This is a genomic window from Prosthecobacter sp. GW821-HT29F12, from assembly GCF_058803405.1.
Genome location: NZ_CM179517.1, coordinates 1088704 through 1114296, shown reverse-complemented (window position 1 = coordinate 1114296; position 25593 = coordinate 1088704). Strand labels below are relative to the sequence as shown.

General features: G+C 61.1%; 28 protein-coding genes. 21 read left to right on the top strand and 7 right to left on the bottom strand.

Features of this window, described 5'->3' with window-relative positions:
• Nucleotides 1-123: 123 nt before the first annotated feature.
• The 4 genes from AC3RLQ_RS04635 to AC3RLQ_RS04620 all read left to right on the top strand — a co-directional run bounded on the left by AC3RLQ_RS04635 (nt 124) and on the right by AC3RLQ_RS04620 (nt 2710).
• Nucleotides 124-744 carry a hypothetical protein gene (locus tag AC3RLQ_RS04635; protein WP_493034783.1) on the top strand — a complete coding sequence of 207 codons (621 nt, stop codon included), beginning with the start codon at nt 124-126 and terminating at the stop codon, nt 742-744.
• 154 nt (nt 745-898) lie between these two features.
• A complete protein-coding gene (locus AC3RLQ_RS04630) occupies nt 899-1957 on the top strand; it encodes a transposase (protein ID WP_493034781.1) in 1059 nt (352 codons plus the stop codon).
• Nucleotides 1954-2259, top strand: a complete 306-nt coding sequence (locus tag AC3RLQ_RS04625; protein ID WP_493034779.1) for a hypothetical protein — start codon at nt 1954-1956, stop codon at nt 2257-2259. The genes AC3RLQ_RS04630 and AC3RLQ_RS04625 overlap by 4 nt, the downstream gene beginning before the upstream one ends.
• 118 nt (nt 2260-2377) lie before the next feature.
• The gene (locus tag AC3RLQ_RS04620) at nt 2378-2710 is read left to right on the top strand and encodes a hypothetical protein (RefSeq protein ID WP_493034777.1); all 333 of its coding nucleotides are present in this window, start codon (nt 2378-2380) and stop codon (nt 2708-2710) included.
• A 112-nt stretch (nt 2711-2822) separates the two neighbouring features.
• Here the strand turns inward: AC3RLQ_RS04620 and AC3RLQ_RS04615 are convergent, their stop codons facing one another.
• Nucleotides 2823-3119, bottom strand: a complete 297-nt coding sequence (locus tag AC3RLQ_RS04615; RefSeq protein WP_493034775.1) for a hypothetical protein — start codon at nt 3117-3119, stop codon at nt 2823-2825.
• An 804-nt stretch (nt 3120-3923) separates the two neighbouring features.
• Here AC3RLQ_RS04615 and AC3RLQ_RS04610 point away from each other — a divergent pair.
• From AC3RLQ_RS04610 to AC3RLQ_RS04580, 7 genes are all read left to right on the top strand, one after another.
• Nucleotides 3924-4673, top strand: coding sequence for a YebC/PmpR family DNA-binding transcriptional regulator (locus tag AC3RLQ_RS04610; RefSeq protein WP_493034773.1), 750 nt, complete (start codon nt 3924-3926; stop codon nt 4671-4673).
• A 20-nt stretch (nt 4674-4693) separates the two neighbouring features.
• The gene (gene rho / locus AC3RLQ_RS04605; RefSeq protein ID WP_493034771.1) at nt 4694-6667 is read left to right on the top strand and encodes a transcription termination factor Rho; all 1974 of its coding nucleotides are present in this window, start codon (nt 4694-4696) and stop codon (nt 6665-6667) included.
• Nucleotides 6668-7042: 375 nt separating this feature from the next.
• The gene (locus AC3RLQ_RS04600; RefSeq protein WP_493038820.1) at nt 7043-7321 is read left to right on the top strand and encodes a DUF433 domain-containing protein; all 279 of its coding nucleotides are present in this window, start codon (nt 7043-7045) and stop codon (nt 7319-7321) included.
• 6 nt (nt 7322-7327) lie between these two features.
• Complete coding sequence (locus AC3RLQ_RS04595; protein WP_493034769.1) at nt 7328-7657, top strand: DUF5615 family PIN-like protein; 330 nt, start codon at nt 7328-7330, stop codon at nt 7655-7657.
• Between the two features lie 207 nt (nt 7658-7864).
• A complete protein-coding gene (locus AC3RLQ_RS04590; protein ID WP_493034767.1) occupies nt 7865-8446 on the top strand; it encodes a DUF4112 domain-containing protein in 582 nt (193 codons plus the stop codon).
• A gap of 43 nt (nt 8447-8489) precedes the next feature.
• A complete protein-coding gene (locus AC3RLQ_RS04585; protein ID WP_493034765.1) occupies nt 8490-8957 on the top strand; it encodes a hypothetical protein in 468 nt (155 codons plus the stop codon).
• Nucleotides 8923-9399 (top strand): peroxiredoxin, encoded by a 477-nt coding sequence (locus AC3RLQ_RS04580; RefSeq protein WP_493034763.1) that lies wholly within the window; start codon nt 8923-8925, stop codon nt 9397-9399. The genes AC3RLQ_RS04585 and AC3RLQ_RS04580 overlap by 35 nt, the downstream gene beginning before the upstream one ends.
• A 140-nt stretch (nt 9400-9539) precedes the next feature.
• Here AC3RLQ_RS04580 and AC3RLQ_RS04575 read toward each other — a convergent pair whose 3' ends face one another.
• The 5 genes from AC3RLQ_RS04575 to AC3RLQ_RS04555 all read right to left on the bottom strand — a co-directional run bounded on the left by AC3RLQ_RS04575 (nt 9540) and on the right by AC3RLQ_RS04555 (nt 13614).
• On the bottom strand, nt 9540-9788 hold the full coding sequence (locus AC3RLQ_RS04575; RefSeq protein ID WP_422320673.1) for a hypothetical protein: 249 nt from the start codon (nt 9786-9788) through the stop codon (nt 9540-9542).
• A gap of 19 nt (nt 9789-9807) precedes the next feature.
• Nucleotides 9808-11340: a hypothetical protein gene (locus AC3RLQ_RS04570; protein ID WP_493034760.1), complete on the bottom strand. Its 1533-nt coding sequence runs from the start codon at nt 11338-11340 to the stop codon at nt 9808-9810.
• 55 nt (nt 11341-11395) lie between these two features.
• Nucleotides 11396-12271: a peptidase C14 gene (locus AC3RLQ_RS04565; RefSeq protein WP_493034758.1), complete on the bottom strand. Its 876-nt coding sequence runs from the start codon at nt 12269-12271 to the stop codon at nt 11396-11398.
• A gap of 374 nt (nt 12272-12645) precedes the next feature.
• The gene (locus AC3RLQ_RS04560; RefSeq protein WP_493038818.1) at nt 12646-12831 is read right to left on the bottom strand and encodes a DUF6334 family protein; all 186 of its coding nucleotides are present in this window, start codon (nt 12829-12831) and stop codon (nt 12646-12648) included.
• 120 nt (nt 12832-12951) lie between these two features.
• Complete coding sequence (locus AC3RLQ_RS04555) at nt 12952-13614, bottom strand: YoaK family protein (protein WP_493034756.1); 663 nt, start codon at nt 13612-13614, stop codon at nt 12952-12954.
• A gap of 256 nt (nt 13615-13870) precedes the next feature.
• Here AC3RLQ_RS04555 and AC3RLQ_RS04550 point away from each other — a divergent pair, with 256 nt between their 5' ends.
• The 6 genes from AC3RLQ_RS04550 (at nt 13871) to AC3RLQ_RS04525 (ending at nt 20483) form a co-directional block, all read left to right on the top strand.
• Nucleotides 13871-17320 carry a peptidylprolyl isomerase gene (locus tag AC3RLQ_RS04550; RefSeq protein WP_493034754.1) on the top strand — a complete coding sequence of 1150 codons (3450 nt, stop codon included), beginning with the start codon at nt 13871-13873 and terminating at the stop codon, nt 17318-17320.
• A 360-nt stretch (nt 17321-17680) separates the two neighbouring features.
• Nucleotides 17681-17992 (top strand): ArsR/SmtB family transcription factor, encoded by a 312-nt coding sequence (locus AC3RLQ_RS04545; protein WP_397384972.1) that lies wholly within the window; start codon nt 17681-17683, stop codon nt 17990-17992.
• Nucleotides 17993-18007: 15 nt separating this feature from the next.
• Nucleotides 18008-18490 carry a DUF6428 family protein gene (locus AC3RLQ_RS04540; RefSeq protein WP_493034752.1) on the top strand — a complete coding sequence of 161 codons (483 nt, stop codon included), beginning with the start codon at nt 18008-18010 and terminating at the stop codon, nt 18488-18490.
• A gap of 9 nt (nt 18491-18499) precedes the next feature.
• Complete coding sequence (locus AC3RLQ_RS04535; protein ID WP_493034750.1) at nt 18500-19180, top strand: MIP/aquaporin family protein; 681 nt, start codon at nt 18500-18502, stop codon at nt 19178-19180.
• A 34-nt stretch (nt 19181-19214) separates the two neighbouring features.
• The gene (locus tag AC3RLQ_RS04530; RefSeq protein ID WP_493034748.1) at nt 19215-19721 is read left to right on the top strand and encodes an arsenate reductase ArsC; all 507 of its coding nucleotides are present in this window, start codon (nt 19215-19217) and stop codon (nt 19719-19721) included.
• Between the two features lie 102 nt (nt 19722-19823).
• Nucleotides 19824-20483 carry a hypothetical protein gene (locus AC3RLQ_RS04525; protein WP_493034746.1) on the top strand — a complete coding sequence of 220 codons (660 nt, stop codon included), beginning with the start codon at nt 19824-19826 and terminating at the stop codon, nt 20481-20483.
• Nucleotides 20484-20512: 29 nt separating this feature from the next.
• Here the strand turns inward: AC3RLQ_RS04525 and AC3RLQ_RS04520 are convergent, their stop codons facing one another.
• Nucleotides 20513-21040, bottom strand: a complete 528-nt coding sequence (locus tag AC3RLQ_RS04520; RefSeq protein ID WP_493034744.1) for a hypothetical protein — start codon at nt 21038-21040, stop codon at nt 20513-20515.
• 197 nt (nt 21041-21237) lie between these two features.
• Here AC3RLQ_RS04520 and AC3RLQ_RS04515 point away from each other — a divergent pair, with 197 nt between their 5' ends.
• The 4 genes from AC3RLQ_RS04515 to AC3RLQ_RS04500 all read left to right on the top strand — a co-directional run bounded on the left by AC3RLQ_RS04515 (nt 21238) and on the right by AC3RLQ_RS04500 (nt 25498).
• Nucleotides 21238-21783 (top strand): peroxiredoxin family protein, encoded by a 546-nt coding sequence (locus AC3RLQ_RS04515; protein ID WP_493034742.1) that lies wholly within the window; start codon nt 21238-21240, stop codon nt 21781-21783.
• 545 nt (nt 21784-22328) lie between these two features.
• A complete protein-coding gene (locus AC3RLQ_RS04510) occupies nt 22329-23138 on the top strand; it encodes a hypothetical protein (protein WP_493034740.1) in 810 nt (269 codons plus the stop codon).
• Between the two features lie 60 nt (nt 23139-23198).
• Nucleotides 23199-24533, top strand: a complete 1335-nt coding sequence (locus AC3RLQ_RS04505) for a hypothetical protein (RefSeq protein WP_493034738.1) — start codon at nt 23199-23201, stop codon at nt 24531-24533.
• An 80-nt stretch (nt 24534-24613) separates the two neighbouring features.
• The gene (locus tag AC3RLQ_RS04500) at nt 24614-25498 is read left to right on the top strand and encodes a hypothetical protein (protein ID WP_493034736.1); all 885 of its coding nucleotides are present in this window, start codon (nt 24614-24616) and stop codon (nt 25496-25498) included.
• Nucleotides 25499-25593 lie beyond the last annotated feature (95 nt).

Genomic DNA, 25593 nt, shown 5'->3' with positions numbered 1-25593 from the left:
AGCCCCCTCTGGAATGAACCCGCAAACCATCCGCGTTGGTTCCAAAGCCAGCCCTGGCCACGCAGTCGACCTGCGTGTTTGCCGGCCGCATCACTCACACCTGATTCCCACCAAGCCCGCCCCATGACCCCTCGTTTCCTCTGCCTGCTCGTTGCCCTCTTCATCACCACCTTCGCCCAGGCCCAAACCGCCGATCCAAAGCCCCTCGTCGAAAAAGCCCTCACCGCCGTCGGCGGCAAAGACCGGCTGCTCAAGATTTTCCGCATCAAAGAAATCTTCCACTTCGGCAACACCCCCGAGCCCGCCGAAGGAAAAAAGCGCTCCACCCGCGAGTCCATCCTCTCCCAGCCCGACAAATGGTGGGTCAACAAAAAGGAACGCGGCGCCGAACCCGCCAAGGACGACGTCCGCGCCTGGTCCCTGGACCTCCTCGTCGATGAAAAGTCCAAGATCGAAGTCATCCCCGACCTCACCGACGAAAGCAAAAGCTGCTTCGGCCTCCGTGTCAGCGGCAGCGTCACCCCCGCCATGGATTTCTACTTCGACAAAGAAACCTCCCTCCTCCACCGCCTCGACTGGCGCGGCGACTTCTACCGCTTCACCGACTGGAAGGAGCACGACGGCCTCAAGTACGCCAGCAAGACCATCATCTTCAAAGTGAAGGACAGCAAACCCTGGTTCTTCCACGAAGTCACCGAGCTCGAGCGCCTCCCCCAGCTCCCCGAAGGCCTCGCCAAGCCCTGAAGCCGCACACCGCAAACCGCGCCCACCACCCCGCCCCAAAATGGGGTCAGTGTGCAAATTCTTGACAAAATATCCGCACCACCCGGCCCTCCTCAAAATGGGGTCAGGATGCAAATTCTTGACAAAATCACCCTCTTCCCACTAGACTCCCGCCATGCCACGCAGCATCCGCATCCAGTCCGCCGGCGCCTACTACCACGTCATGGCCCGGGGAAATCGTCGCGAAGCCATCTTCCATGACGACGCCGACCGGCGCTTCTTCCTCCACACCCTCAGCCAGGCCTGCGAGATGACCGGCTGGCGTGTCCACGCCTGGGTCCTCATGGGCAATCACTACCACCTCTTCCTCCAGACCCCGGAGCCCAACCTCGTCGCGGGCATGTCCTGGCTGCAAAACACCCTCACCCGCCGCTACAACGTCCGGCACAGCAAATGGGGCCGCCTCTTCGGAGACCGCTACAAAGCCGTCATCGTCGAAGGCACCGACCCCTACCACTACCAGACCCTCCTCGACTACATCCACCTCAACCCCGTCCGCGCCAAACTCATCCGCCCCAAGGCCGGCAAAAGCATCCTCGACTACCGCTGGAGCAGCCTCGCCGGCGGCTACGCCCTCCCGCCCAAAGAACGCCCCAAATGGCTCGCTGCCGCCAGCGGCCTCCGCGCCTTCAATCTCGAAGACAACGCCGCCGGCCGCCGCCAGATGATCAAGCGCCTCGACCGCCGCGCCCTCACCGAAGAACTCGCCAGCTGCGGCGTCCCCCCGCTCCCCGAGGAAGCAGACGCCCGCAGCAGCCACCTCCGCCGCGGCTGGTACTGGGGCACCCAGGCCTTCGGCGACGCCATGCGCAAGCTCGCCGACGCCGCCGTCACCAAGCACACCCCCAAATCCCGCAGCTATCGCGCCGATCCCCACGTCGCCTCTCACGGCCAGCAGCAGGCCGAAGCCTGGCTCAAGCAAGGCCTCAAAGCCGCCGGAATGAAGCCCGCCGAAGTCGCCCAACTCAAAGGCTCCGATCCCCGCAAGCTCCTCCTCGCCGACCTCCTCTGGCGCCACACCACCGTCACCCAGGAATGGCTCGCCGAAAAGCTCGCCATGAAATCCGCCGCCAACGTCAGCCAGCAGCTCCGCCGCTTTGACCGCAAAAAAGTCCGCACGCAGGCCCCCAAGGAACTCATCGCATTTCTCGAGCAGGCAGAGTCACCCGAATGATGGACACTGACGCAATAGCGGAGGTTGGCATTGATGGCGAGAAGCGCCTTTTTATTCGCCCTACAAAGGCAACATTCCCCCTCATTTACCGCGAGGCCGTCGAGGTCCACTGGGATCCGGTTGGGCGGTTTCTCTACTCACCTTGCCCGCGCGAATGGACCTACCTGCATTGGTTTCAGCACATGATCGACACTGCTGGGATCCTGCAACTGACCCCGGCCACCCTATGGACGAATGTCCCCGAAGATATGCGTATCGCAATGCAGCACTGGTTCTCCATTCGTTCATCTCGCTCTGCGTAGCGGTCTGCCGCTCTAACCAGGCAATGAACAAATGGGGGCAGGATGCAAATTTTTGACAAATTTCACCTCTCGCACCTGCGCATTCCCCAGCACTAATTCTCAAAATGAAGAGTGAGCCATGAACTCCAGCTGGATCAATCGCCGCATGCAGATCGAGGACAATGAACTGCTTCAAGGCGGCATTGAAGGCACCATGATTGGCGCAAAAGAATCCACCGTTTCACTGAAACTTCGCGCACCAGTTCACTTGCTCAACGGGACAGAATGCGGCCACCTAGTGGCTTCCGCGAGACATGAGAACACTTCGCTGGATGACATCTTGAGTGGCAAACCCGTACCATGCGCGTTGACCTTGGTTCCACTCGATAAGTTTGATCCACTCAACCCTTGTGATGTAAGTTGGTGGCGCGGAGATGGTGCTGTCATTGGCGACATCCGAGCCGTGCAATAACAAAGAGGCTGAGGGGCAATCTGCAAATGATTGCTCCCACATCTGTGCAATCCGCTGGATTTCGATGCCATTCCTGTTCAAGACGCCCCCACTCAGACGGCCATCCCCACCACTACTCAATTGCCCCCGGCACATTCAAATCAAACACCACCTCATTGACGCGGATCCGCGCCTTCTCCTCAGCCATCTCCAGATCCCCCAGGTTCGCATTGATCCACGGCCTGAGTTCACCGGGTTTCATCGACGCAATGAAGGACTGCCCCAACCGCAGCAGGCAGGCCTCGCGCTTTTTCAGACGCAGTTCAGACATCTGCAGATGATCAATCGTGATCGACTGATTCGCCGCATGATACACGGCAAACGCCAGCGCCGCCATGAGCGCCACCACCACTGAAGCCAGAAATTTCATCGCCAAAAAAAAGCACCCGCCCGCCCTCAAGTCCAAAAGGAAAGCCCCGCCGCACCTGTCATAAACGGCGCATCCCCTGCGCTCGCGCAGCGGTTCGGACCGGGCACATGGGTGACAAGTTGGAGCATTCCATGCTTTCCATCCACGACGGAGCAGCGACAGAAATCTGTCACCTCGGCCAGCAACAGCGGTTCGCGACCAGCCTCAAAATGGGGTCAGGGTGCAAATTATTGACAAAATATTCCACCCTGGAATCAAGGGTGCCGCACATCCTTCCGGGCATAGTCACCACCCTCGCAGCAGCCGTCGTCAGCGAAATTGACACCCTCATCTGTTTCTTCATCCCCTCTCTCTACGCCCACGGACCCCGGCAGCAGCGGCAGGCCACACCCCAGCAACACTCAAGCATCAGCGCCACCCAAATCATCAATCCCAAACACCCACTCAGCCTTTTTCTTTTTTTGCGCCTTTTTGCGGCCATCCCTCCGTATCCCCACTTTTCCCGCCCCGTGCCGAAAAACATCTTGCATCCTGCCCCTACATCCCACACACTTCACGCCGTTCCAAGTTCTCTCAACTTGGTGAACACTTGGTGTTGTTCCCGGCAGGATTGCCGAAGTTTCCCCGGCCTTGGCGCTGATGAAACGCGACTCCGCACTCGCTGCGTAGCCGTCATTCCTGCAGAGACTCACCGCGGCAAGGCCGCTATCCCCCTACATTCCCCAAACCACACCGCACGGAAGGCCGCCGTCATCGTCATGGCCGCACCCGTTCGCTGCATTCCCACAGACATCGTTCTTCATCATGGCAGGCCACAATAAATGGTCCAAAATCAAGCGTGGCAAAGCCATCACGGATGCCAAGCGCGGCAATGCCTTCAGCAAGCTGTCGAAGGAAATCACCCTCGCCGCCAAGCACGGCGGTGGCAACATTGACATGAATGCCCGCCTGCGCAGCGCCGTCCTGGCGGCACGCGCGGCCAACATGCCCAATGACAACATCGACCGTGCCGTCAAAAAAGGCACCGGCGAACTCGGCGGGGCGCAGATCGAAGAAATCCTCTACGAAGCCTACGCCCCCGGCGGCGTGGCGATGATGATCGAAATCGTCACCGACAACCGTAACCGCAGCGCCAACGACATTCGCGTCCTCCTCGGCAAGAACCAGGGCACCTTCGCAGACTCCGGCAGTGTGGCCTACATGTTCTCACGCCGTGGCGAAATCCGGCTGGACAAAGCCGCCGCCACCGAAGACCAGATCATGGAGACCGCCCTCGATGCGGGCGCCGAAGACATCCAGGAAGACGGCGACGAATGGATCGTCTACACCGCCACCGATCAGCTCTTCCAGGTCAACAACGCGCTGCGCGAAAAGGGGCTGAACTCCACTTCGCAAAAGCTCATCTATCAGCCGCAGACCACCGTCACCATCAGTGATGTGGACACCGCGAAAGCCCTGATCCGTCTCTACGACATCCTCGACGACTACGACGACGCGCAGCACATCCACGCCAATTTTGAAATCGACGACGCCATTGCCGATCAGCTCGATTAATCCCCTCCCCTTTCCTGTTTATGTCTGACGAAACCACCGCCGAGCTCGAAGCTCCCAAAACCAAGCGCAAAGCCCCGGCCAAAAAAGCAGCGGTCAAAAAAGTCGCCACCAAAGCCAAAGCCGAGCCCGTCGTGGCAGTCGCTGTGGAAGAAGCCGCGCCACCTCCTGCTGTGAAAAAAGCGTCCAAAGCAAAAGCCAAAGCCGCACCTGCCGCCGAACCCGCAGTGGAAGTCGTCATCGAAGAAGCAGCAGCGCCTGCCGCCGCCAAGCCGAAGGCCAAAGCCCCTGCACGCAAGACCGCCAAGAAAAAAGCCGACGCCGCCGAAGCTCCTGAGCTCAATCTTGAAATCAGCGAAGCACCCGCCGCCGCACCTGCGCCCGCACCCGCCGAAGCCGCAGCCCCTGCCGCCATCGTCCAGGAAACAGCTCCTGCACCCGTTACCGAAGCCCCCGCACCCGTGGCAGCTTCCGCTCCTGCTGCTGCACCTCAAGCCGCTGCCCCAGCCCCCGGCGCACCCGCTGCGAATTCCGAAGGCGCAGAAGACTCTGACGGTGACGACGAGGCCGAAGGCAGCAATGCCGGCACCGAGCCGAATGGCCTGCCACGCTACACCGTCATCGGTGAAAACGGCCAGCCACGCCCCATGACCGCCAAGGAGCGCCGCAAAGCCAAGTTCGAACGCTGGAAGCAGCGCCGTGCCGAGCGCGACGCCCAACGCCGCGCCGGCGTCCCCTACACGCCCAACCCCAATGCCAACCGCGATGGCGGTGGCAATCGCGACCGCGACGGTGGTGGCAACCGTGAACGCGAGCGCGACAACGGCAACCCCCAGCAGGGCCCCCAAGGCGGCCGCAATTACGAGCCCGAGCCGGAAAAACCCCTCGGCCCGCCAGAGCCCGCCAATGGCATTCTCGAAATGTCCCCCAAAGGCTACGGCTTCCTCCGCCGCCGCGAGATGTCCTTCGCCCAGCATCCGCAGGATGCCTTCATCGCCCCCGAGTTCGTCCGCAAATACGGCCTCCGCGAAGGCATGCAGATCGTCGGCGTGCAGTGCAAAGGCGCACGCGGCCCGCAGATCACCGAAGTCACCGAGGTCAATGGCCGCAATCCTTTGGCCATGCGGGATCTCCCCCTCTTCGAAGAACTCAAGGCCATCAATCCCAACAAGCGCTACCAGCTTGAGACCACCAAGGACCGCCTCACCACCCGCGTCATCGACATGATGACCCCCGTCGGCCGTGGCCAGCGCGGACTCATCGTCGCCGCACCCCGTGCCGGCAAGACCACCATCCTTCAGCACATCGCCGAGGCCATGGTCACCAATCATCCCGGCGTGCACTTGATGATCCTCCTCGTCGATGAGCGCCCCGAAGAAGTCACCGAGTTCAAGCGCATCCTCCCGCAGGCCGAAATCTACGCCAGCAACAACGACCAGGACGTCAAGAACCACACCCGCATCTGCACCTTCGCCATCGAGCGCGCCAAGCGCCTCGTCGAGTGCGGCGAGCACGTCTTCATGCTCATGGACTCCCTCACCCGCATGGCCCGCGCGTTTAACAACACCGCCAAATCCGGCGCTGTCATGAGCGGCGGCGTCGGCGTCGGTGCCTTGGAAATCCCACGTCGTCTCTTCGCTGCTGCGCGCAATACCCGCACCGCAGGCTCCCTCACCATCCTCGGCACCGCCCTGGTGGAAACCGGCACCCGCATGGACGACCTCATCTTCCAGGAGTTCAAAGGCACCGGCAACATGGAGCTCGTCCTCGATCGCAAGATCGCCGAGCAGTTCGTCTACCCCGCCGTGAACATCTTCAAATCCGGCACCCGCCGTGAAGAGCTCCTGCTGCAGACCTTCCAGCTCGACAAGATCCACATGCTGCGCCGCGGCCTCGCCGGCCACAAGCCCGTCGAAGCCATCCAGCGCGTCATCTCGCTGCTGGAGCGCTACCCCAGCAACGCCCAGATGCTCGTCGATCTGCCAAGCAAATCGTAGCACCTCGGCTCGGCAGCCCTCATTCCCAGCACGGGCTTTCCCATCCTTCGCCACCCAGGCAAGGAGGAAAGCCCGTTCTGCTTTTTCGCCAGTCGTTCTCCCTCTTCACCCAGCGCACGTAATGCAGTCCCGGCTTTCGTGTCCTCGTAGCTCGAAGAGTAAAGGAGGAAGCTGGTTCAGCTCGTCGCCTGCGCCCTGATGCAGTCTGGCGCTGCTCCATCTCGCAGGGATTGACACATGCTCGCCGGTTGAGGATACTCATCCACCATGAACACCCTGGAGACCGACATCGAGATCAGCGCCGACGGGAGCGTACGGCTGCTCTCTCCTTTGCCGGCTTGGCTGCGCCCCGGGCGGAGTCATGTGCTGCTGGTCATGGCCGATGGCGGAGCAGGGCCTCGTGCACCCGGCGTGCATGAGGCGGGACCCGGAATTGAAAAAACACACCACGTTTGTGGGGGTGATGCATGCATCGCCAGCACTCGCATTCCGGTCTGGACGCTGGAGCAGTCACGCCGGCTGGGGATGACCGAGGCTCAACTGCTGGAGGCCTATCCGAGCCTCAAGCGAAACGATCTGACCTGCGCCTGGGACTACGTGACTGCGAACAAGGTGGAAATCGAGAACGCCATCCGCGAAAACGAGGAAGCCTGATCCGCCGTGCCTGCACGACTCTACTCCAACGAGAACTTTGACCACCGCGTCGTCATATGCCTGCGCGCGTTAGGCCATGATGTGCTGACCTCCCTGGACGCTGGACGCGCCAACCAGCGCATTCCTGACGAGGAAGTGCTGGAGTTCGCCAGATGCGAAGGCCGTGCGGTGCTGACCTTCAATCGCCTGCATTTCATGCGCCTGCACCGTTCCACGAATGCAGAGCACGCAGGCATTATCGTTTGCACCACAGATCCCGCCCCCAGGAGCTCGCGCAAAGAATCGATCAGTCCATTCGCGAGGCAGTCACTCTCCCAGGGCAGCTTGTGCGAGTGAACCGCCCCATGCGCTGAATGCGGTGGGAGCCGAGTGCCCATCTCATAGATCCCCGATCCCTGCCAAACAGGCCTTCCGTGCGGAATTCCGGTGCCACCTGTGGTGCAGAGCATGCTTTCAAGGCCCGCTCCCCTTCCCGTTCCGGGCGGAGTTCCCCATTCCTCATTCCCCCGTTGCCCCACCGTCCCCTTCAGCGTATCCCCTCTCATGCCTGCTCCCGCTCGTGACATCCAAGTGGACTCCGTCCTCCCGCCCACGCCGCCGGAGATCAATCCCATCGCCGCCAAGCTCGCCAGCAGCAAAGACCCCGTCAACAACGCCGCTGCACGCATCCTCTCCAAGTACCTCGACGAGCTCATGCGCGTCCCCGGCACCAACGTCCGCTTCGGTCTCGATCCCATCCTCGCCCTCATCCCCGCCGTCGGCGACACCGTCGCCTCCGGCGCCGGATTCATCATCCTGCTCGATGCCCTCCGCAGCGGCATCCCCATTCCCGTCTTCCTGCGCATGGCGCTCAACATGGGCATCAATTTCGCCATCGGCCTCATCCCCGGCGCCGGGGCGTTCGCCTCCGTCTTCTTCAAATCCAACACGCGTAATTTGAAGCTCCTCCTCGCCTGGCAGGCCGGACACCAAGACAAAGTCAAGCGCAGCACCTTCCACTTCTACGCCGGCATCTTCATGCTCATCGCCATGATCATCGGCTTCATCGCCATCGCCTGGGCCTTCTACGCCTGGCTCTTCTACTCCGCCGCCCAGGCCATCATGCACGCCCTCGGCTTCAGCTGACTTCCTCTGCAATATCCGGCACGCAGTCTCTATGAATGACCGAATGTCTCCCACAACTGCGGCGCTCATCTTGACCGCCCTTGTCGCCTTTATTTCCTATGACCGGTTCATCGAGCAGCCACGCAGGGATGAAGAGACGAGACTGTTCCAAAGCCTGAAGCCGGCCGACATCACCCGCATCGACATTCAGAATGTTTACGCCGACAGCAGCGACCTCGTCAAAGCTCGCTTCAGCATTCAAGACGCTGGGCAAATCCAGTCACTCTGCGAGGCCATGCGGGAAGCTCGCGAATATACTCCATCACACCCAGTCTCAGAGTGGAACTGCGAGCTGCATTTTGTGACGGCGGCTCGCACATGGAGCACTCAGATTTCCTCAACCTCCAACGGCAACGGTGTCTTGATTTATCTGGATGGCGGAAACACCCTCCGCAACGACAGCCTCGGCCCCATGCTGGAAAAGATCGCCAAAGACCATGCCCAAACCCGCCCTCCACACCCTCGCCCCTGACTTCACCGCCCCCGTCATCGGCGGCACTTACAAGTCTGAAACCACCCTCACCCTCAGCCAGCTTCGAGGCCAAAAAGTCGTCCTCTACTTCTATCCCAAAGACGACACCCCCGGCTGCACCAAGCAAGCCTGCGCCCTGCGCGACGCCTGGTCTCAGATCACCCAGAAAGCCCTCCTCTTTGGCATCAGCACGGATCCCATCAAGCGCCACGCCAGGTTCATCGAAAAGTACAGCCTCCCCATCCCCCTCATCGCCGATCCCGACCACACCATCGTCAACGCCTACGGCGTCTGGGTCGAAAAAACCCTCTACGGCAAAAAATACATGGGCACCGAGCGCAGCACCTTCATCATCAGCGAGACCGGCCACATCACCGCCATCCTCGAAAAGGTAAAACCCGACGAACATCTCGACCAAGTCCTCGCCGCTCTCGCTTCCTGATCCTCCTCATCCCCCCTTGGCAGTGTTTCAGCACCCAAGCCCCTGAAGCAAACCGGGCATAGGCAAGCGTTCTCACACCATCCCGGGCTCATACGCGCTTAAGCGCATGCCATGCGTTGTCTTGCCGCGCCCGGCGTTTGTCACACCTCACGTATGTCCTCAGCCATCAGCGTCCCGCCCAGGATGAACCCATCACAAACCACGGTTTTCCCTTCCAGCGCCGCCACGACCTCGTCTCCATAGGTCGGGCCCGTCTTGCGGCGCAGAAGGTACTTATGGTCGCCAGCCTGGGTCACCAAAAAAACCGCCGTCCGTTCGCTCTTGCTCCCGAGACCGTAGGGCCCCTGCACCACCCGCCCTTTCAAGCCAGTCACATGTTCAGGAGTCATACGCAGATTCAGTGCCCCATCATCGTTGGTAATAAATTCGGTAGTCCACAATCCTGCCGTTCAGCTCTTTTGCAACCACTCCCACGCCAAGATGCAGCCCATCACGCGTCTTCTTCGGCTTCCACACATTGATGAAGTAACGCGACGGGACCGACTCCGACTTCCCGCCCCTCTTCTGCTTCGGCGCCTTGTTGCGCACCGCAAACGCGGAAAACGGCTTCGCATCCCCGATCCCCGCCTTCTTCGCGATGTTGGCCAGCGCGGCCTTGGTCGTAGGCGTCACCCTGCCCGTTCGCACCTTCTTCGAAGCGGTCGGTTTCGTCTGTGAAAGGAATTCCCCCATTTGTTTGAGTTTCACACGTCGCTCAGCACGGGCAAAGCGTTCTGCGCTCGCGTCCGTTGTACCTTTCGCCACCTTGGTGTCCCCCGCTGCAGCCACCGGCTGGACACTCGGGTCCCCCAGCAGGCAAAACTGGGCCAGGGTCTTTAAATCAAAGGGATCCATCTGGCTGTTGCGCTCCACAAAATGCTGTCGTGCGATCAGCGCCGCCCTTCCCAGCGAGGCACCTCCCAGCACTTGGATCAAAAAGTCCTGGCAGATGTAATCCGCCGATCCGTTGCTGTCTGCCGGCCCATAAGCAATCGTCGTGCTGCCAAAAAAGCCATAGGCCCCCTGGCGCAGGTAGCTCTGGCAGATCGGCATGTCGATTCCCAGCGTCTCCGAGTCGTAAAGCTCCCCGCCATAGCAACACTCCGCCGCAGCCACCGTGCCCTCCTTGATCTGGCCCGCCGCGTCCTTCGTGGTGACGGAGGGCGGATAACTGCTGCCCTTCTGACCATAGAACTGCGGATCAGCCTCGCCTCCATGGCAGTTGATGAAGTGCGTCAAAGCCTTCATTTCACCCTGCGGGTAGCTCGGCCCGGCGGTGGGTGATGTCAGCAGGGAGGTGGCATTCCCGAAGACGTTTTCCAGACTCAGTGTCGTGGAGCCCTTCCAAACATGCGCGGAAAGTCCAAAGTATTTGGCATAGTTTTGGGCGGGGCGGCTTTGGTAGCCGGCGGCCACCGCCAGCAAGGAGATCAGGTGCGCAGGATCACTCGCCCCTGCCAGATCCGGCAGCCGTCCCACCACACGCGTAGGCCCCACAAATTTCGCCGGATCACGTGAGTACGGCACATCACACGCATAGGGAAGATCCCCTTCCGCGTTGGCATCATCATCGTTCCCCGGGTCAAAGGCCGGGTTGGTGAGATCCTGATGCGGCACCACATCCGGTGCTCCCAAGATCATCAGATAGTCCGGGCTGGCCGCCTTGGCTATCGCATCGATGGCATCCTTGTTCTGCTTCGGGCTGGATGCCGTCGTCACCGCCACCCCGCCCAGCTTTTTCATCGCAGCCTCGTCATCCAGGTAAATCACGGAAGTCTTGATCCCACGGTTCGCGTCCGCCTTCAGGACGTCCTTCAAAGCCTTGTTGATCTTGGTGAGCCCCGCCTTGCCATACTTTTGACTCAGGGCCGTTTTGTTGGTGATGATGATTTTGTCGTTCATAGCTTTGGAATATGGAAGTGGATGAAGCGGGCGGTCCGTGCGGCACGCCCCGGGATCAAGGAGGCGGAAGCAGCGGATTGATGCCCTGGTCGAAAATCACCTTCGCGATCTCGGCAAATCCCTCCGGACTTGGATGGATCTCGTTCACCCACCAGTTGCGGTCCCGCGCAGGCAGCGTGCCCTGCGTGTTCACCAGCACAAAACGCCCCCCGCTCTTCTGCGCGATCTGCCCGATGCGCGCCGCAAACTGGCTCAGCAGATGCTTCACGATGGCATACTGCTCATCCGGGTCTGTGATCGACTTCGCCACCATGTAGGGATGCATCCACGAGCGCCCTGAATCCACCTTGATCAGGCCGTTCCAAAAGCTGGCCCCCTCCGGGCTGGGAATCGCCCAGTCGTAGGTATGGCTCACGATCTTGATCTTGCGGTTCCGCGAGTATTCCCCCACCAGATCCACCAGATCCGCATAGGAGCCCGCCACCCGCTCGATGCGCCTGTCCAGGCGCTCAGTGATCAGGCAGTCCAGTGGATTGGTCACCGCCTTCCGGTCGCGCAGAAAAAAGTTGAAGTCGTACTGGCCCACCAGGTCGTTGCCACCGCCGGAAAACAGCAGCAGGTCATACTCAGTGCGGGCGATCCGTGTCAGAAAATCAAGCTTGGCATCCCCGGACACCATCGCCACGGCCTCGTCACCATTGGAGGCAATGTCGTCGATCTCCAGATCCTTGTGCGCTTTGCGCAGGCAGGAGATCACATTCCCCGCTGCGCCGAAGACCAGCTGCCGGCGCGGATACGCAAACCACGAATCCCCCTCCGCCAGCAAACGCGCCCGCGGCGGCAGCGCATGAGTTTTCACAGGCTGCGCAAGGCCTTCGTTGATGTCTATCTGACGCTTAAGCTCGTTCAGTTCTCGTAGTGTGATGTCCATGGGGTGTCTGTGTTAAGGTTGAAATTCAAAGGGAGTGAGCCTCAGCAGAAGAGCGGCCGTACGCATTCAGCCCTCACGCCGGCGGATGAACGGGCAGGCGCCTGTGCGCAGGGCTCGCGGCAGGCCTGCGCCCTCCATCTCTTCGCGCCTTTCGCCGAAACAAAATTGCGAGGCAGAAACATCTTTCTTCATCATTCCAGGTTTCATATTCATGGATAACGGATGATTACCAATGCATGAGATGGCTTACAAAATAATCGTTCTATTTCATCGCGTACCCGGCATCTAATGCAACTTTTATATTGTTTAAATAAACATTCACCCTAGGCTCATGTCCGCAATCAATTGACTTTTAGCCTCTTGGAAGCTGCGAATTAATTTTCCGCCTGCCCCCTCCACCCTGACACCCAAATTCCCGATGCCACCGCCTTGAACTGCACAATCGCCTCCCGCCTCAAACTCCCATCCCTAAACTCCAACTGCAGCGCATCAAAATACCCCTGCTGATTCGTCATCGCCCAGGCCCAAAAAAGACAAAGCCCATGCGCCTCCGCAAACAACAAAACCAGCTCCCGTCCTGACGGACCAGCGCCAGTCCCGCCGAGCAGGCTGGGGTGAGGCGAGCGAGCGGGTGTTTTGGATCGTGCCGTCGGTGGCGGTGACGCAGACGGTGCGGTGAGTCACCCGTGGCGCATGTGGGCATAGAGGGTGTAGCCTGCGGCGGCCATGCCTGTGAGCGCGGCGGGGATGTAGAGGGTGTTGTAGGAGTAAACGTCGAAGAGCAGCGTGCCGAGCACGCCGCCGAGCATGAAGGAGCCGACGAGGGTGGCGTAGAGCCGGACGCGTTTGGCATCCACGCTGAGGCCGCGCAGCCAGTGGCCGAAGGCGGCGCCGAGATCGGTGAACATGCCGGAGACGTGGGTGGTGCGCAGGACGGCGCCGCTGTAAGTGCTGGCCATGGCGTTTTGCAGGCCGCAGGCGGCGGAGGCAAAGTAGCTGGCGAGGCCGTTGTTTGAGCGCATGAGGAACGCGGCGACCATGAGCAGCAGGCTTTCGATCAAGAGCGCCACGCCGTAACGCCGACCGAGTTTGAGCGCATCCTTCTGCACGATGAAGCCGCAGAGCGCAGCACCGGCCACAAAGGAGAGCAGCACCATGCCGAGGTCCGACACGGCCGCGAGGTCATGGTGCGCTACGGCGAGGGTGAAAAGGGTGGTGCTGCCGGTGACGTGGGTGACGGCCTGATGGGCGTAGCTTTTCAGGCCCACGGCATTGACCATGCCGGCGTTTGCCGCCAGCAGAGCGCCGCCTGCCCAAGCCCATCGTTCAAGTTTGTGAATCATGCCATTGCTGCTTCCCCCGCCAGCGCGAAACCGAATGACCGCGTGCAGGCAGCGGCACTTTACACCCCATGCGGCTGGCGTCCGGTGAAAAATCCACCTCTCCATAATGAAAGCGATGCTCAGCCCTGCACCTAGCCATGGCAAGCAGGATGCCGATTGACTCAGGCGTGGCGATTCGACTAGGATTTTCTTAAATCCAGACTTTCGATTGAAGATAAATCCAAGCCATGCGTTCAACCCCCAGCCGCCTGTCCGCATGAAATCGTACACTGCTCTCATTCTTTGTCTGCTGCTGCCGGTGTTTATCTATGGCGCGGATGCGTCCAAGGTGGGGGCACTGGGCAGCGCGAGTCGCATGTTGTTTGAGGGCAACAAGACCTTCAGCGCCGAGGATCTGCACCGTGGCCTGCGCACGCACGGGGACTGGCTGCTGGCGGCGCATCCGGAGGCTCCGCTGGCGGAGTATGTGCAGGCCACGCGGGCGGCTCTGCTGCGCGGCTACCAGCGTGCGGGGTTTCCGCAGGTGCAGATCACCGAGACGCGGTGGCTGGCGGATCCGCAGCGGCTGCTGTGCGTGATCGCCGAAGGGCAGCGCTACATGGCGGGGCCGGTCATTGTGACGGGGGCGGAGTCGGTGCCGGCGGCGCAGATCATCGCCAAACTGACCACGAAGGAGAAGAAGGCGGCGAATGATTCCACCAAGAAGGACAAGCCCGAGGAACGGACGACGCCGACCACTCTGGTGGATGTGTCAGAGACGAAGGTACCGGGCCTCTCCATCAAGACGAAGGGGAGCGAGGTCGTGGACGCCGACTCAAAGGACATCGCGTGGGAGATCGGCAAGCCCGCTGCGCTGGATGCCCGCCGCCCCATTGATCTGCAGGACATGGTGGTGAAGCAACTTGCGAAGGCGGGGCGGATGCAGGCCAAGGTGGAGGTCAAAACCGTGCTGGATGACAGCGCGCATACGGCGGCCCTGCAGGTGAACATTCTCTCGGAGGGACCGGCGGCCGTGCTGGCGGGGATCACCTGCACGGGCCTGAAGCGCGACTCCGAGGCGGCGCTGCTGAAGTACCTGGGGCTGGAGAAAGGCCGGCCGTTTTTGTCCGGGCAGGTGAAGCAGATCGAGGACCGGCTGCTGAGCAGCGCGCGGTACACCTCCTTCAAGGTGACGACCACTCCGCGACAGACGGACCACCCGGAGATGGACCTGAAGCTGGAGCTGGTGGAAATGCCGGAGGCCCCCAAGCTGGGTGAGCCGCTGAACGCGACGTGTGAGACCCTGCTGAAGACGCGGGACTGGGTCAATGCGCTGATGCGCACTGGCAGCGAGGATCTGGTGATCACGCTGAACTTCCAATCCAAGAATGAACACAGCGGTGAGATGGTGATGATCTACAATTCGCAGCACGGACTGCAGGTGACGCTGACGGTGTTTGACGATGGGGAGGGCCGGAAAAATCCGCGCCGCTGCACGGTGCGATACACTCCCGGGGAAGTGTCCGCCTTCTTTTCGGCGCATGACGGTGCTGTGCGTCAGTGGCTGCGGCAGCCGCTGGGAAGGACTTTGAAGACAAGTCTGTTTGTGAGGTTCGACACGGATGAACCGAAGGACAACCGCACGGCCGGCAACGTCAACTTTGGCGGATCATGGAAGAAGCAGGAAGGGAACGGGCTGATGGACTTCGAACTGACGATGAAGCCGGCGGCGGCGCTGCTGGACAGCCTGAAGTACGCGGACAAGTGGGAGCACAAGGACGGCCTGCTGGTGATGAAAACGGAAACGGCGGACGGACAGGGAACGTACGGCACCGTGATCGAGAAGGCCACGGGGCGGCTGCGCGAGCTCGGGAACGGCAAAGGAATGTGGAACAAGGCGCACACGGAGTTTTCCCGGTTCAAACTGACCACGGCCCAAGGGGCGTGGGACAAGGCCACGCAGGAGCTGGAGGCGCAGACCGCAGGCGTGGCGAACAGCTATGAGCCCGGAGAGGGCTTTGCTTCCTGGGCGGGCTGGCTGACGGCGGGCTTTCTGAACGCGGGCTTTGGCAAGACGGCTGCGCTGAAGCCAGAGGAGGTGGCGCGGCGCACGGCCGCAGCGCGGGATCTCGGGCGCGGGCTGGACATTTCGATGGCGCAGTTCTTCAGCGCCTTCACCGGCCCGGACGATGACCGATTTTACGTACCGGACAGGCCGGACAAGCCGCGCACGACAAAGGCCAGCACGACGATGATTGCGCAGATCGGCCTGGCCATGGTGGACAGTGTGGTGAACGAGGGGAGCTGGCCGTGGCTGCTGGCGCGGGAGGTGTACTACAGCACGGCGGGGCGGAACGAGTACACCGGCCGCATTTTGCAGCAGGTGCGGCAGGACCCGGAGCTGGGGCCCGTGGGCTGCTACTTCGCGGCATCACTGCTGGACTGGACGCTGCCTGCCTCTGCGGGCGAGTTCCGCGAACTGGCGCTGAGCAAGATGACGGCGGCAGATTTCCGCAAGGACTGGGGACTGCTGGTGCAGAACTGCTCTGCACGCAAGCGCACGGCCATGGCGGACGTGCTGGAGAAGATGCGCGCGCGCGGACAGAGCCCGGAGACTGATCTGCTGCGCGAGGTGTTTGGCGGTGCGGAGGCTGGCACGAAGATCGGCTTCACCTCGATGATGGAGTCGTTTTTGCAGGAGCTGCGCCGCGAGCCGGACCGCACGCTGGCCACTGCCACGACGGCAGCGATGGACAGGATGTGGGATGAAACGCTCTCCGGCATGCTGCGCGAGAAGCTGATGCCGAAGGGCGGTGATGGCAAGGCGGTGGATGCAGCGCGGGTGGCCGCGATGGTGGATGGCACGGAGGTGACCCGCAGGGAGGTGACGATAGCGCTGGAGGTGTTCCGCAAAAATGCCGCCGCAGCCAAGTCTGGGGCCACGGAGGCGGAGCTGGAGGAGGCGGCGCTGAAGGCCCAGATCGAGGTGGCGCTGCTGCATGCGGCTTTCAAGGCCATGGGCAACAACATCACCACCGCGCAGATGGACGAGGACGTGCGCCAGTTTGTGGCCCGCAGTTTCAAAGGCAGCCAGCCGCGCTTTTTGATGCAACTGGCCAAGGACGGCTACACGCTGGAGGAATACCGCGCGATACGCGAAAAGAACCTCGTCGCGCCACTCATGAGGCAGAAGATCCGGGGCATGGCCCCTGCGCCCACGGAGGTGGAGATCGCCCGGCAGATGGAGAAGAACAACGCGCCACCGGAGCGGCAGGTGAAGCTGCACACGCTCTCCATCCTGAAACAATCCGGCGGCCAGAGCGAAGAGCAGCAGCGCAAGCTGGCGGATGACGTGCATGCGAAGCTCAAGGAGGGGCAGGACTTTGAAGCCCTGGCCAAGAAACATTCCGCCGACAGCCGCGCGGCAGATGGCGGCGCCATGGACTGGATGAACGCCACCGCGCTCAGCCCGGCGATCAGCGGGCCGCTCGCCGGCATGGAGCCCGGGGGTATCAGCGGGGTGGTGGACATCGGCAGTGCGTGGATCATCGTCAAACTGGATGCCGAGCGCATGCTGAGCAAAACGGCGGGGGAACGGCGGCAGGTAGCCTCGGCGGAGCTGAAGCAGAAGAAGGCGACGGAGTTTTACGATGCCTGGCTGAACAATGTGCGGGGGAAGATCAAGGTGCAGATCCTGCCGCTGCCTGAGGCCAAGGGTGGGAAGTGAGGAGGGCATCCCCTTCCCGCCGGGAGAGGCGGAGGAAATTTCCGCACTGATGCCGCAGAGGGTTTTGGAATCGGCTTGGGGAGCTGGGCTTTCAGCAGTCCTGTGATTCGCGAGAGCTGCACAGTAGACGAAAAAATATCAGCTCCCGCTTTCGCGACATCCGTTGACGCTCGCGAGCCAGAGTACCCGTCGAAAGCGGTAGCTTCGCTTCCTACTTCGCTAAAGCTACGAAGGACAGGCTGTTCCTCGCTGCGCGACCGCAGTCCATATGGGATCATCATCGTTTCGGAGATGCTTTGGCAGAAAGAGGTTGCGGGGTGGCGACTATTTGGTTATTTAGCCAAATAACCAATTTGTATCATGCCTGCAAGCAAGACAGTTTCCAGCAAACGAGCCGCCGTGATCAAGGCGCTGGCGCATCCTTCGCGGCTGCTGATCGCCGAGGCGCTGATGGATGGCGAGATGTGCGTGTGCGACCTGAAAGACTTGGTGGGCGCGGACATGTCCACGGTGTCCAAGCACCTGAGCATGATGCGCCAGGCCGGGGTGCTGGTGTCTGACAAGCGCGGGCTGAACATTTATTATCGACTGGCCTGCGACTGCCTGGGGGATTTCCTGCGCTGCCTGGACCAGCTGGCGCCGAAGAAGGCCACCACCAAACCCTGCTGCTAACTGCTTTTTCCTACCATGAACATCACCGAATTTCTCTCCCTCCTCAACGCGCATGCGGACAAGCCGCTGCTGTTTGTGCTGCCGGACGGCGGCATGATCCCCGCGCACTATCACGTCACGGAAGTGGGCCATGTGATGAAGAACTTCATCGACTGCGGCGGCATGCGGCGCACGCTGGAGACCTGCCTGCTGCAAACGTGGGTGCATGACGATGTGGACCATCGGCTGCTCTCGGGCAAGCTGGCGGCAATCTTTGAGCGTGCGGACGATGTGCTGCCGCACCACAACCTGCCGGTGGAGATTGAATACGAGGACGGCGTGGTGGCGCAGTTTCCGGTGGAGAGCGCGGAGGTCATCGATGGAGCGCTGGCGTTTCATCTGGGGCTGAAGCACACGGACTGCCTGGCGCGCGGGATCTGCCTGCCGGGTGAGTGTGCGCCTGCGCCGAAAGTCGAGGCGGCGGCTTCCTGCTGCACGCCGGGCTCCAAATGCTGCTGAGACTTCCCCATGAAGAAACAACGCCTTGCTGAATTCCTCGGCACCTTCACGCTCGTCTTTGCGGGCACGGGGGCCATCGTCATCAATGCCGCGAGCCATGGGGCCATCGGCCATGCGGGCATCGCGCTCACCTTCGGGCTGGTGGTCATGGCGATGATTCACACCTTTGGTGATGTGAGCGGCGCGCATTTCAACCCCGCCGTGACGCTGGCCTTTGCGGTGGCACGGCGCTTTGCGTGGCGGGATGTGCCGGGGTATCTCGGTGCGCAGATCGGCGGGGCGCTGGCTGCCAGCCTGCTGCTGCGGGTGCTGTATCCGCAGGATGCCACGCTGGGGGCGACGCTGCCTGCGGGATCTGAGACACAGAGCTTTGTGCTGGAGCTGGTGCTGACTGCGATTTTGATGCTGACGATTTTGAGCGTGTCCACGGGTGCGAAGGAAAAAGGCATCACGGCCGGCATCACCATCGGTGGAGTTGTAGCTCTGGAGGCCATGTTTGCGGGACCTGCCTGCGGCGCCTCGATGAATCCTGCGCGTTCACTCGCGCCCGCACTGATCTCCGGACATACGGAGCATCTGTGGATTTACCTCGTCGCGCCAGTGCTCGGCGCACTGCTTGCCGTGCCGCTGTGCAAGCACCTGCAAGCCAACGGCTGCTGTGATGGCCAGTGCGGGACCGATGCCCAATGACTTTGTCCGCTTTTTAAAACCCATTTTTACTCCCATGAAACAACCCACCATTCTCATTCTCTGCACCGGCAACTCCTGCCGCTCCCACCTTGCTGAAGGCATCCTGCGCCGCGCGCTGGGCGAAAGCTACACCGTGGCGAGCGCGGGGTCCAAGCCTGCGGGCTATGTGCACCCTCTTGGCATCAAGGCGATGGCGGAGATCGGCATCGACATTTCGGGGCATCATTCGAAGCATCTCAATGAGTTCCTCAATCAGGACATCGAAACGGTGATCACGGTGTGCGGCAATGCGGACCAGGCCTGCCCGATGTTTCCAGGTCAGGTGAACCGCCACCACTGGGGCTTTGATGATCCTGCGCATGCCACGGGCACGGAGGAGGAGCAGATGGAGGTCTTCCGCCGGGTGCGCGATGAGATCCGCGCGGTGTTTGAATCCTATGCATCGGGCCGGCAGAATCAGGCGGCGCTGGCGAAGACGGTGCCTGCGCTGGCCGCCCAGGCGTACAGCGACGGGCATCAGGATGAGAACAAGAAGAAGTGAACAGGGGCTGCAACCATGAATGCTTTGAGACTTTGCGGAACTGAAGGATCGAGGGGGCACGAGGCACGTGCCGCCTCGGTGCGTGCTTTTGGATACCACATTATGGTATTTGTAACGTTTGCCGCTGGCACGGTTTTGGGGACGCCGACGGGGTTGAACAACATTCCGACGGCGGACACGGTGCCGCACCGGACGGTGGCGGTGCAGTACTTCAGCAGCTTTGGCGGGGCGAATCAGTTCGCAACGAGCGGGCCGGGCAAGACCTCGGAGTGGGCGGGCTTCAAGACGGGCTGGGATTTCAAGCCGCTGCATCTGGAGTGGGGTCTGGACAGCGCGCTGGGCACGGGCTGCTCGGGGCCGCTGGTGTTTCAGACGAAGGCGCGGATTCAGCCGTGGGAGGACGGGATGTTGGCGCTGGGTGTGGCCGGTGTGGCGCTGACGGACACGCGGCGTGCGGGGGATCCCTTTACTTACGCGATGCTGTGGCATGATTTTCATCTGCTGCGTGTGCATGCGGGCTACGGCTTGCAGACGCATGGGGACAGCTGCCTCTTTGGCGTGGACCGCACGTGGAAGGTCTTTGAGCGGAGTTTGAATCTGAACGCGGACCTGGTGCAGTCGCGCAATCAGCATGGGGTCATCGCGGCGGTGGGGGCGAAGTATGACCTGAGCCGGCACATCGTGCTGGAAACATGGGCGAACTTTCCGGACCGGGACCGTGTGAGTGTGATCGCGAAGATCAACTTTGTGTTCACGTTTTAGTCCGTGAGGCAGCTGATTCACCGAGCGGCTTAAGGCTGCGGGAGGGATGGCTGCACCATTGTGTTTTGAACCGGGACAGGAGGCTCCATGCTGCTCACTTTGACCGGGGTGGAAGCGGGCCGTCTGGCAGAAGGCAGCGGAGGCAAGCGCCGCCCATTGGCGGCGGGTGCGGACAAGTTTTTCGAAGAGGCCATGCGGCTGGCTTCATTAGCAGCCAGCTGGCCGAGATAATTCGTGTCATAGCTGAGCACGGCGGACACCGAACCGCACATGACCTGCACCTGGCATTCACGGCGAGCGCTGGAGAGGTGTACGGACTGGAGGCGAATGCCGCCGGGAGAGGGCTTGTCTTTGCGCAGGAGAATGCGTTCGTTGGTCTTGGTATTGACGACCACGATGGTGGGATTGTCCGCCGCGCCGTAGTGGGCACCGATGGCGAGATCCCTGGCAAAAGAATCCTGGGCGGCGATGGGCGCGACCGTTTTCAGGGTGAAGGGATTTTTGCTCCACCCGGCCTCATACCGAGTCGCGGGATAGGCCTGCGGCGGGGTGAACACGGCTGGCTCCTCTACGAATCGCTCCGAGGTGACTCAGCAGGAGCAGGAGGTGAATTCCGTGTCCGGGCGGCATTGTAGCAAAAGTGACAGATACACCGGCATCAGAGCCTTCCCGACCAAGACTTCAATGTGACATCTTTGTTCCCGAGCGGATTTTGACAGGTCTGCCGGGGCTGTGATGGAGGTAGGTTTCTCTCATGAACCGCCCCTCCCTTCTTCTATTTGCCGCCCTGATGCTGACTGTGTGCGCTGTCTTTGCGGTGGAGGATGTGGATCAGGCGATCCAGGCGGCGACTCTGGTGCAGAAGGGCGGGCCTGCGGCTGATTTCACGTGCGTGGACACCACGGGCAGGGAGCACGCGCTTTCGAAGCTCAAGGGCAAGGTGGTGCTGTTGTACTTTTTTTCGGCAAGCAACCCTGCCTCGCTTGCGGACCTGGGGTATTTGGAGAGCGAGGTTTTTCAGAAGCTGCGTGACAAGGAAGGATTTCAAATGCTTGCCATCGGGCGTGACTATGAGCGTGAGGAACTGGTGAGGCTGAGCGGTGAGCGCAAACTGACGTTTCCGCTGGTGGCTGATCCGGAGCAGAGCCTGTACCGCCGCTACTTCACGAAGTATGTGCCACGCACCGTGGTGGTGCGCGCGGACGGGACGATCGCCTACCAAACGAGCGGGGCGGAGTATGAAAAGATCCTGCAACTGCAGAAGGTGCTGGCGCATGAACTGACGTTCAAGACGCCCTAGTTCTGGCTTGGCTTGTGAAAAGTGCGGGAGGAAGCCGAAAGCTGCTGACCTGACGACGATGAGGATCAAGGGCACGCCGTGGACTGGCACCCACGGATCTTTTTATGCCAGTCCTCCGGGGTCTCGTGAATGGTGCTGCGGGACATGAGGGCTCTGCCATACTCGGCATCCATCTGTACTGCGCCTTCCGAGGGTTTGCAAATGCGGCCAAGGGCGGGGCCTGCCAATGTTACAGAATGTTAACAGCAAAGTTCCACCCTGCGGAGTGGAACTGGCTAAAGCGAGCAGGGTCTTTCCTATGCCTGACTGGTGCGGGGAAGCCTTCACGCTTTGACTTTTTCCTTCTCCATTTTTTGCCGCACCGAGAAATCATTCCTTCGAAGGAGTGAGGGGAGCAGCAGCGGAGGGAGAGCGTGTCCAAATCGTAACCCTACACACATAGATTTCACTCGGCTGTCTGGCTACTGCTCGTCCGCCGGTCAATGGCGATGAGGAGATCCATCCTGGTTCGCTTCATCCACAGTCAACCGACAACAACCCACATCATGCAGATAAAATCCAAACACCTCCTCACCATGTTCGTCATGGTTGGACTCTCGGCTGCGGCGCTTCCCGCCAGTGCAGCCACGTTCGCTCAGGGTGATCTCCTCCTCGCCTTCCGAGCCGACACTGGTAGCAATACCATTCTTACAGTCGATCTTGGACAGGCGCGCAACTTCACCACGACTCAGACCAATTTCCTCGACATTGGTACGATTCTGGACACGACCTACGGCAGCGGCTGGCGGACTGGCGATGCCACGCTGAACTGGGCGATCGCGGGTGACAACAACAGCGCAGCCGTCGGCGGAGACCCTCTCAAAACGACTTACCTGAGCGTGGCCCAGTCCAGCGTCAATCTTGGCACTCAGTCCAGCACTGCCTGGGGTGATCCTTCCGCCATCGGGCCAACCACGCGTGCCACCATTGCCTCCCAGATCGGCAGCGCCCAAACAACCTACGGCAGTGCCACACTGACCTCCGGAGTTGCCCTGATCAGCAACAGCAGCACCACCTGGGACGATAACGTTGTCGGTGGTTTCGGTGCAGGTTCGACGGCAGAAGGCAACTTCGCCAGCGGGGCCGCAGGCACCGCGCTGGACCTCTACCGCATCCTTAACACCAATACTGGTGCGAACCCAACCGGCACCGTCGGTGTGGGCGCCTATCAAGGCACCTTCAGCATCAACAACTCCGGTCAGGTCAGTTTCACCGCCAATACGGCGGCTGTGCCTGAGCCCGGCAAGGCGCTGCTCGGCGGCCTCGGACTGGCCAGCCTGTTCATGCGTCGTCGTCGTCAGGCCAAAGCTGCCTGAGTGACTGACTGATTCACGACTCCAACATTCTCCACTCGTTTCTCCATCCAATTCTATTCCATGAAATCTTTGTATAAAATCGTTTTGGGCGTCTGCGCCCTTTCCTTGGCCCAGCAGGCTTCTGCTGCGAACATCCGCATCACGGGTTCCACGGCTTTCCGTGGTGCTGTGCATGACACCATCGTCGCCATGATGGGCGGCAATCCTGCCTCCAGCATTGCGACCTGCAAGATCGCCGCCACCGTGGCGGCTCCTACGACGGTTAATGACGCCAACAACCGCAGCACGATCAATGGTGCCTCGATTGTGACGTTTGTGGGTGACCTGAGCAGCATCGGCATCAGCGGCACCAGCACGGTGCAGTGCAACTGGACTGGCTCTGCAACCGGCCTGATCGACATTTTCTCTGGTGTCACCTCCCTCACCTACGTGCCGTCCGCCACGGCCGCCGGTGCCACCGCCGGCTATGCTGGCACGGTCTTCTCCGCCTCCGCTTCGGATTCTGGAGCAGCGCTGTTCGCGTTTTCGGACGTGTATCAGTCCTCGGTGACTTCCACTCCTGTGAGCGGTCTGACCAACACCAACGTGGCCATCGTGCCATTCGTGTTCGTTGCCAACAAAGGCTCCAACCTCGGCGGCGGCTTCAGCGGCCCTGTCAATCCTGCCACAGGGATGACTGCGCAGCGCTATCGTGCGCTCTACGCACTCGGAGTGCAGAAGAAGTCCCTCTTCACGGGCAATCCCGCAGACACCTCACTGGTGTTTGCGACAGGACGTGACGGCGGTTCCGGCACACGTATCACGATGCAGGCAGAAACGAAGTATGGCATTGCCAATCTGGTAACGCAGTTCCTGGCCACCACCAGCGGCAGCATCGGCAGCGGCACCGTCACCCAGCTGAAAGTCTGGCCCCTGACCGGCACCGGCGCTGACGCCGCCAATGCCGGCAACGGCGGCTACACCAGCGGTGGCAGCATTCGTGACCTGTGCGGATACACCAGCAGCAGCGGCTTGAGCGTGGTTGACCAAGATGGCAACGAGTACTTGAACCCGTTCACAGGTGCGTCCATCACCGGCGGCGACATCATCGGCTACCTCGGCGCCGGCGACGCATCCACCGCCACCGGAGCCACCAACCAGGGCGTGCGCCTCACCTACGAAGGCGTTTCCTATGACGGCACCGCCACTGACAAAGACAAGGTGTACAACGGCGCCTACACCATGTGGTGCTATGAGCATCTCAACCACAAGGGCGCGCTGGTGAACGGCACGGACGACAAGAAGTTCAACGACGGCATGAAAACCAACATCGTTGCCAACCTTGGCGTCAACGGACTGGATCCAGCCCTCATGAATGTTCAGCGCACCAGCGACGGCGCTGTGGTCGGTCCTTGATCGTGATTTAACGCCCAGTTTCAATCTACACCCTGCTGGTGCTGGCGCGCGTCGTCAGCACCAGCTTTTTCATCTGGACCATGCGATTTCAACTTTTGCTTCGACACACCTCCTGGCCGCTGGCGGGCTCCTTGTTTTTGAATGTGATGCTGGTGGGCGCGCTAAGTGTGGTCTGGCAAAATCACCCGGCGAAGCCGGTGCTGCCGCCCGCAGCGCCGAAGACGGTGACTGCAACGACGAAGGCCCAGCCGGAGGCCTCCAAGAGCGCAGTGGCGACAGCCAAGCCTGAGCCTTTTCACTGGCGGCAGATTGAGGTGCCGGACTTCCCTACCTTTGTGAAGAACCTGCGCGGGATCGGCTGTCCGGAGACAACGATCCGGGACATCATCCAATGCGAGATGAATGAAATTTATGCGATCAAGCGGCAGGAGATCGAGCGAGAAATCGCGGCGGCGCCGCTGCTAGCCAGGAGTGCTTTGCAGGAGCGCCTGCAACAGCTGGGAGCGGAAGAGACCACGATGCTGAGCGCATCACTGAACGGCGACGCGAGTCCGGGAGCAGCAACTGCTGCAGAGCAGACACCTGCGAGCGAGCAGGGAGCGGGCCCAGCACCTGGCGGTGCAACCGGTGCGGCGCAAGCAACCGCAAGCACGATGACACCTGCGGCATTTTTGGTGGGCAATGACCCGAACCAGCCGACTGTGGCCGGCACACTGACAGCGACGCCGACGGACCCGAACATGAATGCTGCCACGAGTGCGGTGATCAGCCAGATTCGCACGGACTTTGCGAGTGCGATGCAAGATGTGAGCGCGGATCCTTCCAGCGCGATGTATCGCCAGCGCTGGCTTTCAGCGCAGCGCGCGAGCGATGAACAATTTTCCTCCCTGTTTGGTGGAGACAATTTTATCCAGACGCAGGCGGAGGCCGTGCGTGCTGCCAATGCAGCGAATGCGAAGCACTGAGGCGTCTTGTGTTTCGAAACTGTCACCTAAACTCGTGATGCCCCACGTGAGAGGGCATAAACGAATGTGGACTGTGACGCATTCGTAACAGCGGC

Excerpts from the sequence above, each read along its gene's own strand:
- AC3RLQ_RS04635 (WP_493034783.1), top strand. The coding sequence starts at position 124 with ATGACCCCTCGTTTCCTCTGCCTGCTCGTTGCCCTCTTCATCACCACC.
- AC3RLQ_RS04630 (WP_493034781.1), top strand. The coding sequence starts at position 899 with ATGCCACGCAGCATCCGCATCCAGTCCGCCGGCGCCTACTACCACGTC.
- AC3RLQ_RS04625 (WP_493034779.1), top strand. The coding sequence starts at position 1,954 with ATGATGGACACTGACGCAATAGCGGAGGTTGGCATTGATGGCGAGAAG.
- AC3RLQ_RS04620 (WP_493034777.1), top strand. The coding sequence starts at position 2,378 with ATGAACTCCAGCTGGATCAATCGCCGCATGCAGATCGAGGACAATGAA.
- AC3RLQ_RS04615 (WP_493034775.1), bottom strand. The coding sequence starts at position 3,119 with ATGAAATTTCTGGCTTCAGTGGTGGTGGCGCTCATGGCGGCGCTGGCG.
- AC3RLQ_RS04610 (WP_493034773.1), top strand. The coding sequence starts at position 3,924 with ATGGCAGGCCACAATAAATGGTCCAAAATCAAGCGTGGCAAAGCCATC.
- rho (WP_493034771.1), top strand. The coding sequence starts at position 4,694 with ATGTCTGACGAAACCACCGCCGAGCTCGAAGCTCCCAAAACCAAGCGC.
- AC3RLQ_RS04600 (WP_493038820.1), top strand. The coding sequence starts at position 7,043 with ATGGCCGATGGCGGAGCAGGGCCTCGTGCACCCGGCGTGCATGAGGCG.
- AC3RLQ_RS04590 (WP_493034767.1), top strand. The coding sequence starts at position 7,865 with ATGCCTGCTCCCGCTCGTGACATCCAAGTGGACTCCGTCCTCCCGCCC.
- AC3RLQ_RS04585 (WP_493034765.1), top strand. The coding sequence starts at position 8,490 with ATGTCTCCCACAACTGCGGCGCTCATCTTGACCGCCCTTGTCGCCTTT.
- AC3RLQ_RS04580 (WP_493034763.1), top strand. The coding sequence starts at position 8,923 with ATGCCCAAACCCGCCCTCCACACCCTCGCCCCTGACTTCACCGCCCCC.
- AC3RLQ_RS04575 (WP_422320673.1), bottom strand. The coding sequence starts at position 9,788 with ATGACTCCTGAACATGTGACTGGCTTGAAAGGGCGGGTGGTGCAGGGG.
- AC3RLQ_RS04570 (WP_493034760.1), bottom strand. The coding sequence starts at position 11,340 with ATGAACGACAAAATCATCATCACCAACAAAACGGCCCTGAGTCAAAAG.
- AC3RLQ_RS04565 (WP_493034758.1), bottom strand. The coding sequence starts at position 12,271 with ATGGACATCACACTACGAGAACTGAACGAGCTTAAGCGTCAGATAGAC.
- AC3RLQ_RS04555 (WP_493034756.1), bottom strand. The coding sequence starts at position 13,614 with ATGATTCACAAACTTGAACGATGGGCTTGGGCAGGCGGCGCTCTGCTG.
- AC3RLQ_RS04550 (WP_493034754.1), top strand. The coding sequence starts at position 13,871 with ATGAAATCGTACACTGCTCTCATTCTTTGTCTGCTGCTGCCGGTGTTT.
- AC3RLQ_RS04545 (WP_397384972.1), top strand. The coding sequence starts at position 17,681 with ATGCCTGCAAGCAAGACAGTTTCCAGCAAACGAGCCGCCGTGATCAAG.
- AC3RLQ_RS04540 (WP_493034752.1), top strand. The coding sequence starts at position 18,008 with ATGAACATCACCGAATTTCTCTCCCTCCTCAACGCGCATGCGGACAAG.
- AC3RLQ_RS04535 (WP_493034750.1), top strand. The coding sequence starts at position 18,500 with ATGAAGAAACAACGCCTTGCTGAATTCCTCGGCACCTTCACGCTCGTC.
- AC3RLQ_RS04530 (WP_493034748.1), top strand. The coding sequence starts at position 19,215 with ATGAAACAACCCACCATTCTCATTCTCTGCACCGGCAACTCCTGCCGC.
- AC3RLQ_RS04525 (WP_493034746.1), top strand. The coding sequence starts at position 19,824 with ATGGTATTTGTAACGTTTGCCGCTGGCACGGTTTTGGGGACGCCGACG.
- AC3RLQ_RS04515 (WP_493034742.1), top strand. The coding sequence starts at position 21,238 with ATGAACCGCCCCTCCCTTCTTCTATTTGCCGCCCTGATGCTGACTGTG.
- AC3RLQ_RS04510 (WP_493034740.1), top strand. The coding sequence starts at position 22,329 with ATGCAGATAAAATCCAAACACCTCCTCACCATGTTCGTCATGGTTGGA.
- AC3RLQ_RS04505 (WP_493034738.1), top strand. The coding sequence starts at position 23,199 with ATGAAATCTTTGTATAAAATCGTTTTGGGCGTCTGCGCCCTTTCCTTG.
- AC3RLQ_RS04500 (WP_493034736.1), top strand. The coding sequence starts at position 24,614 with ATGCGATTTCAACTTTTGCTTCGACACACCTCCTGGCCGCTGGCGGGC.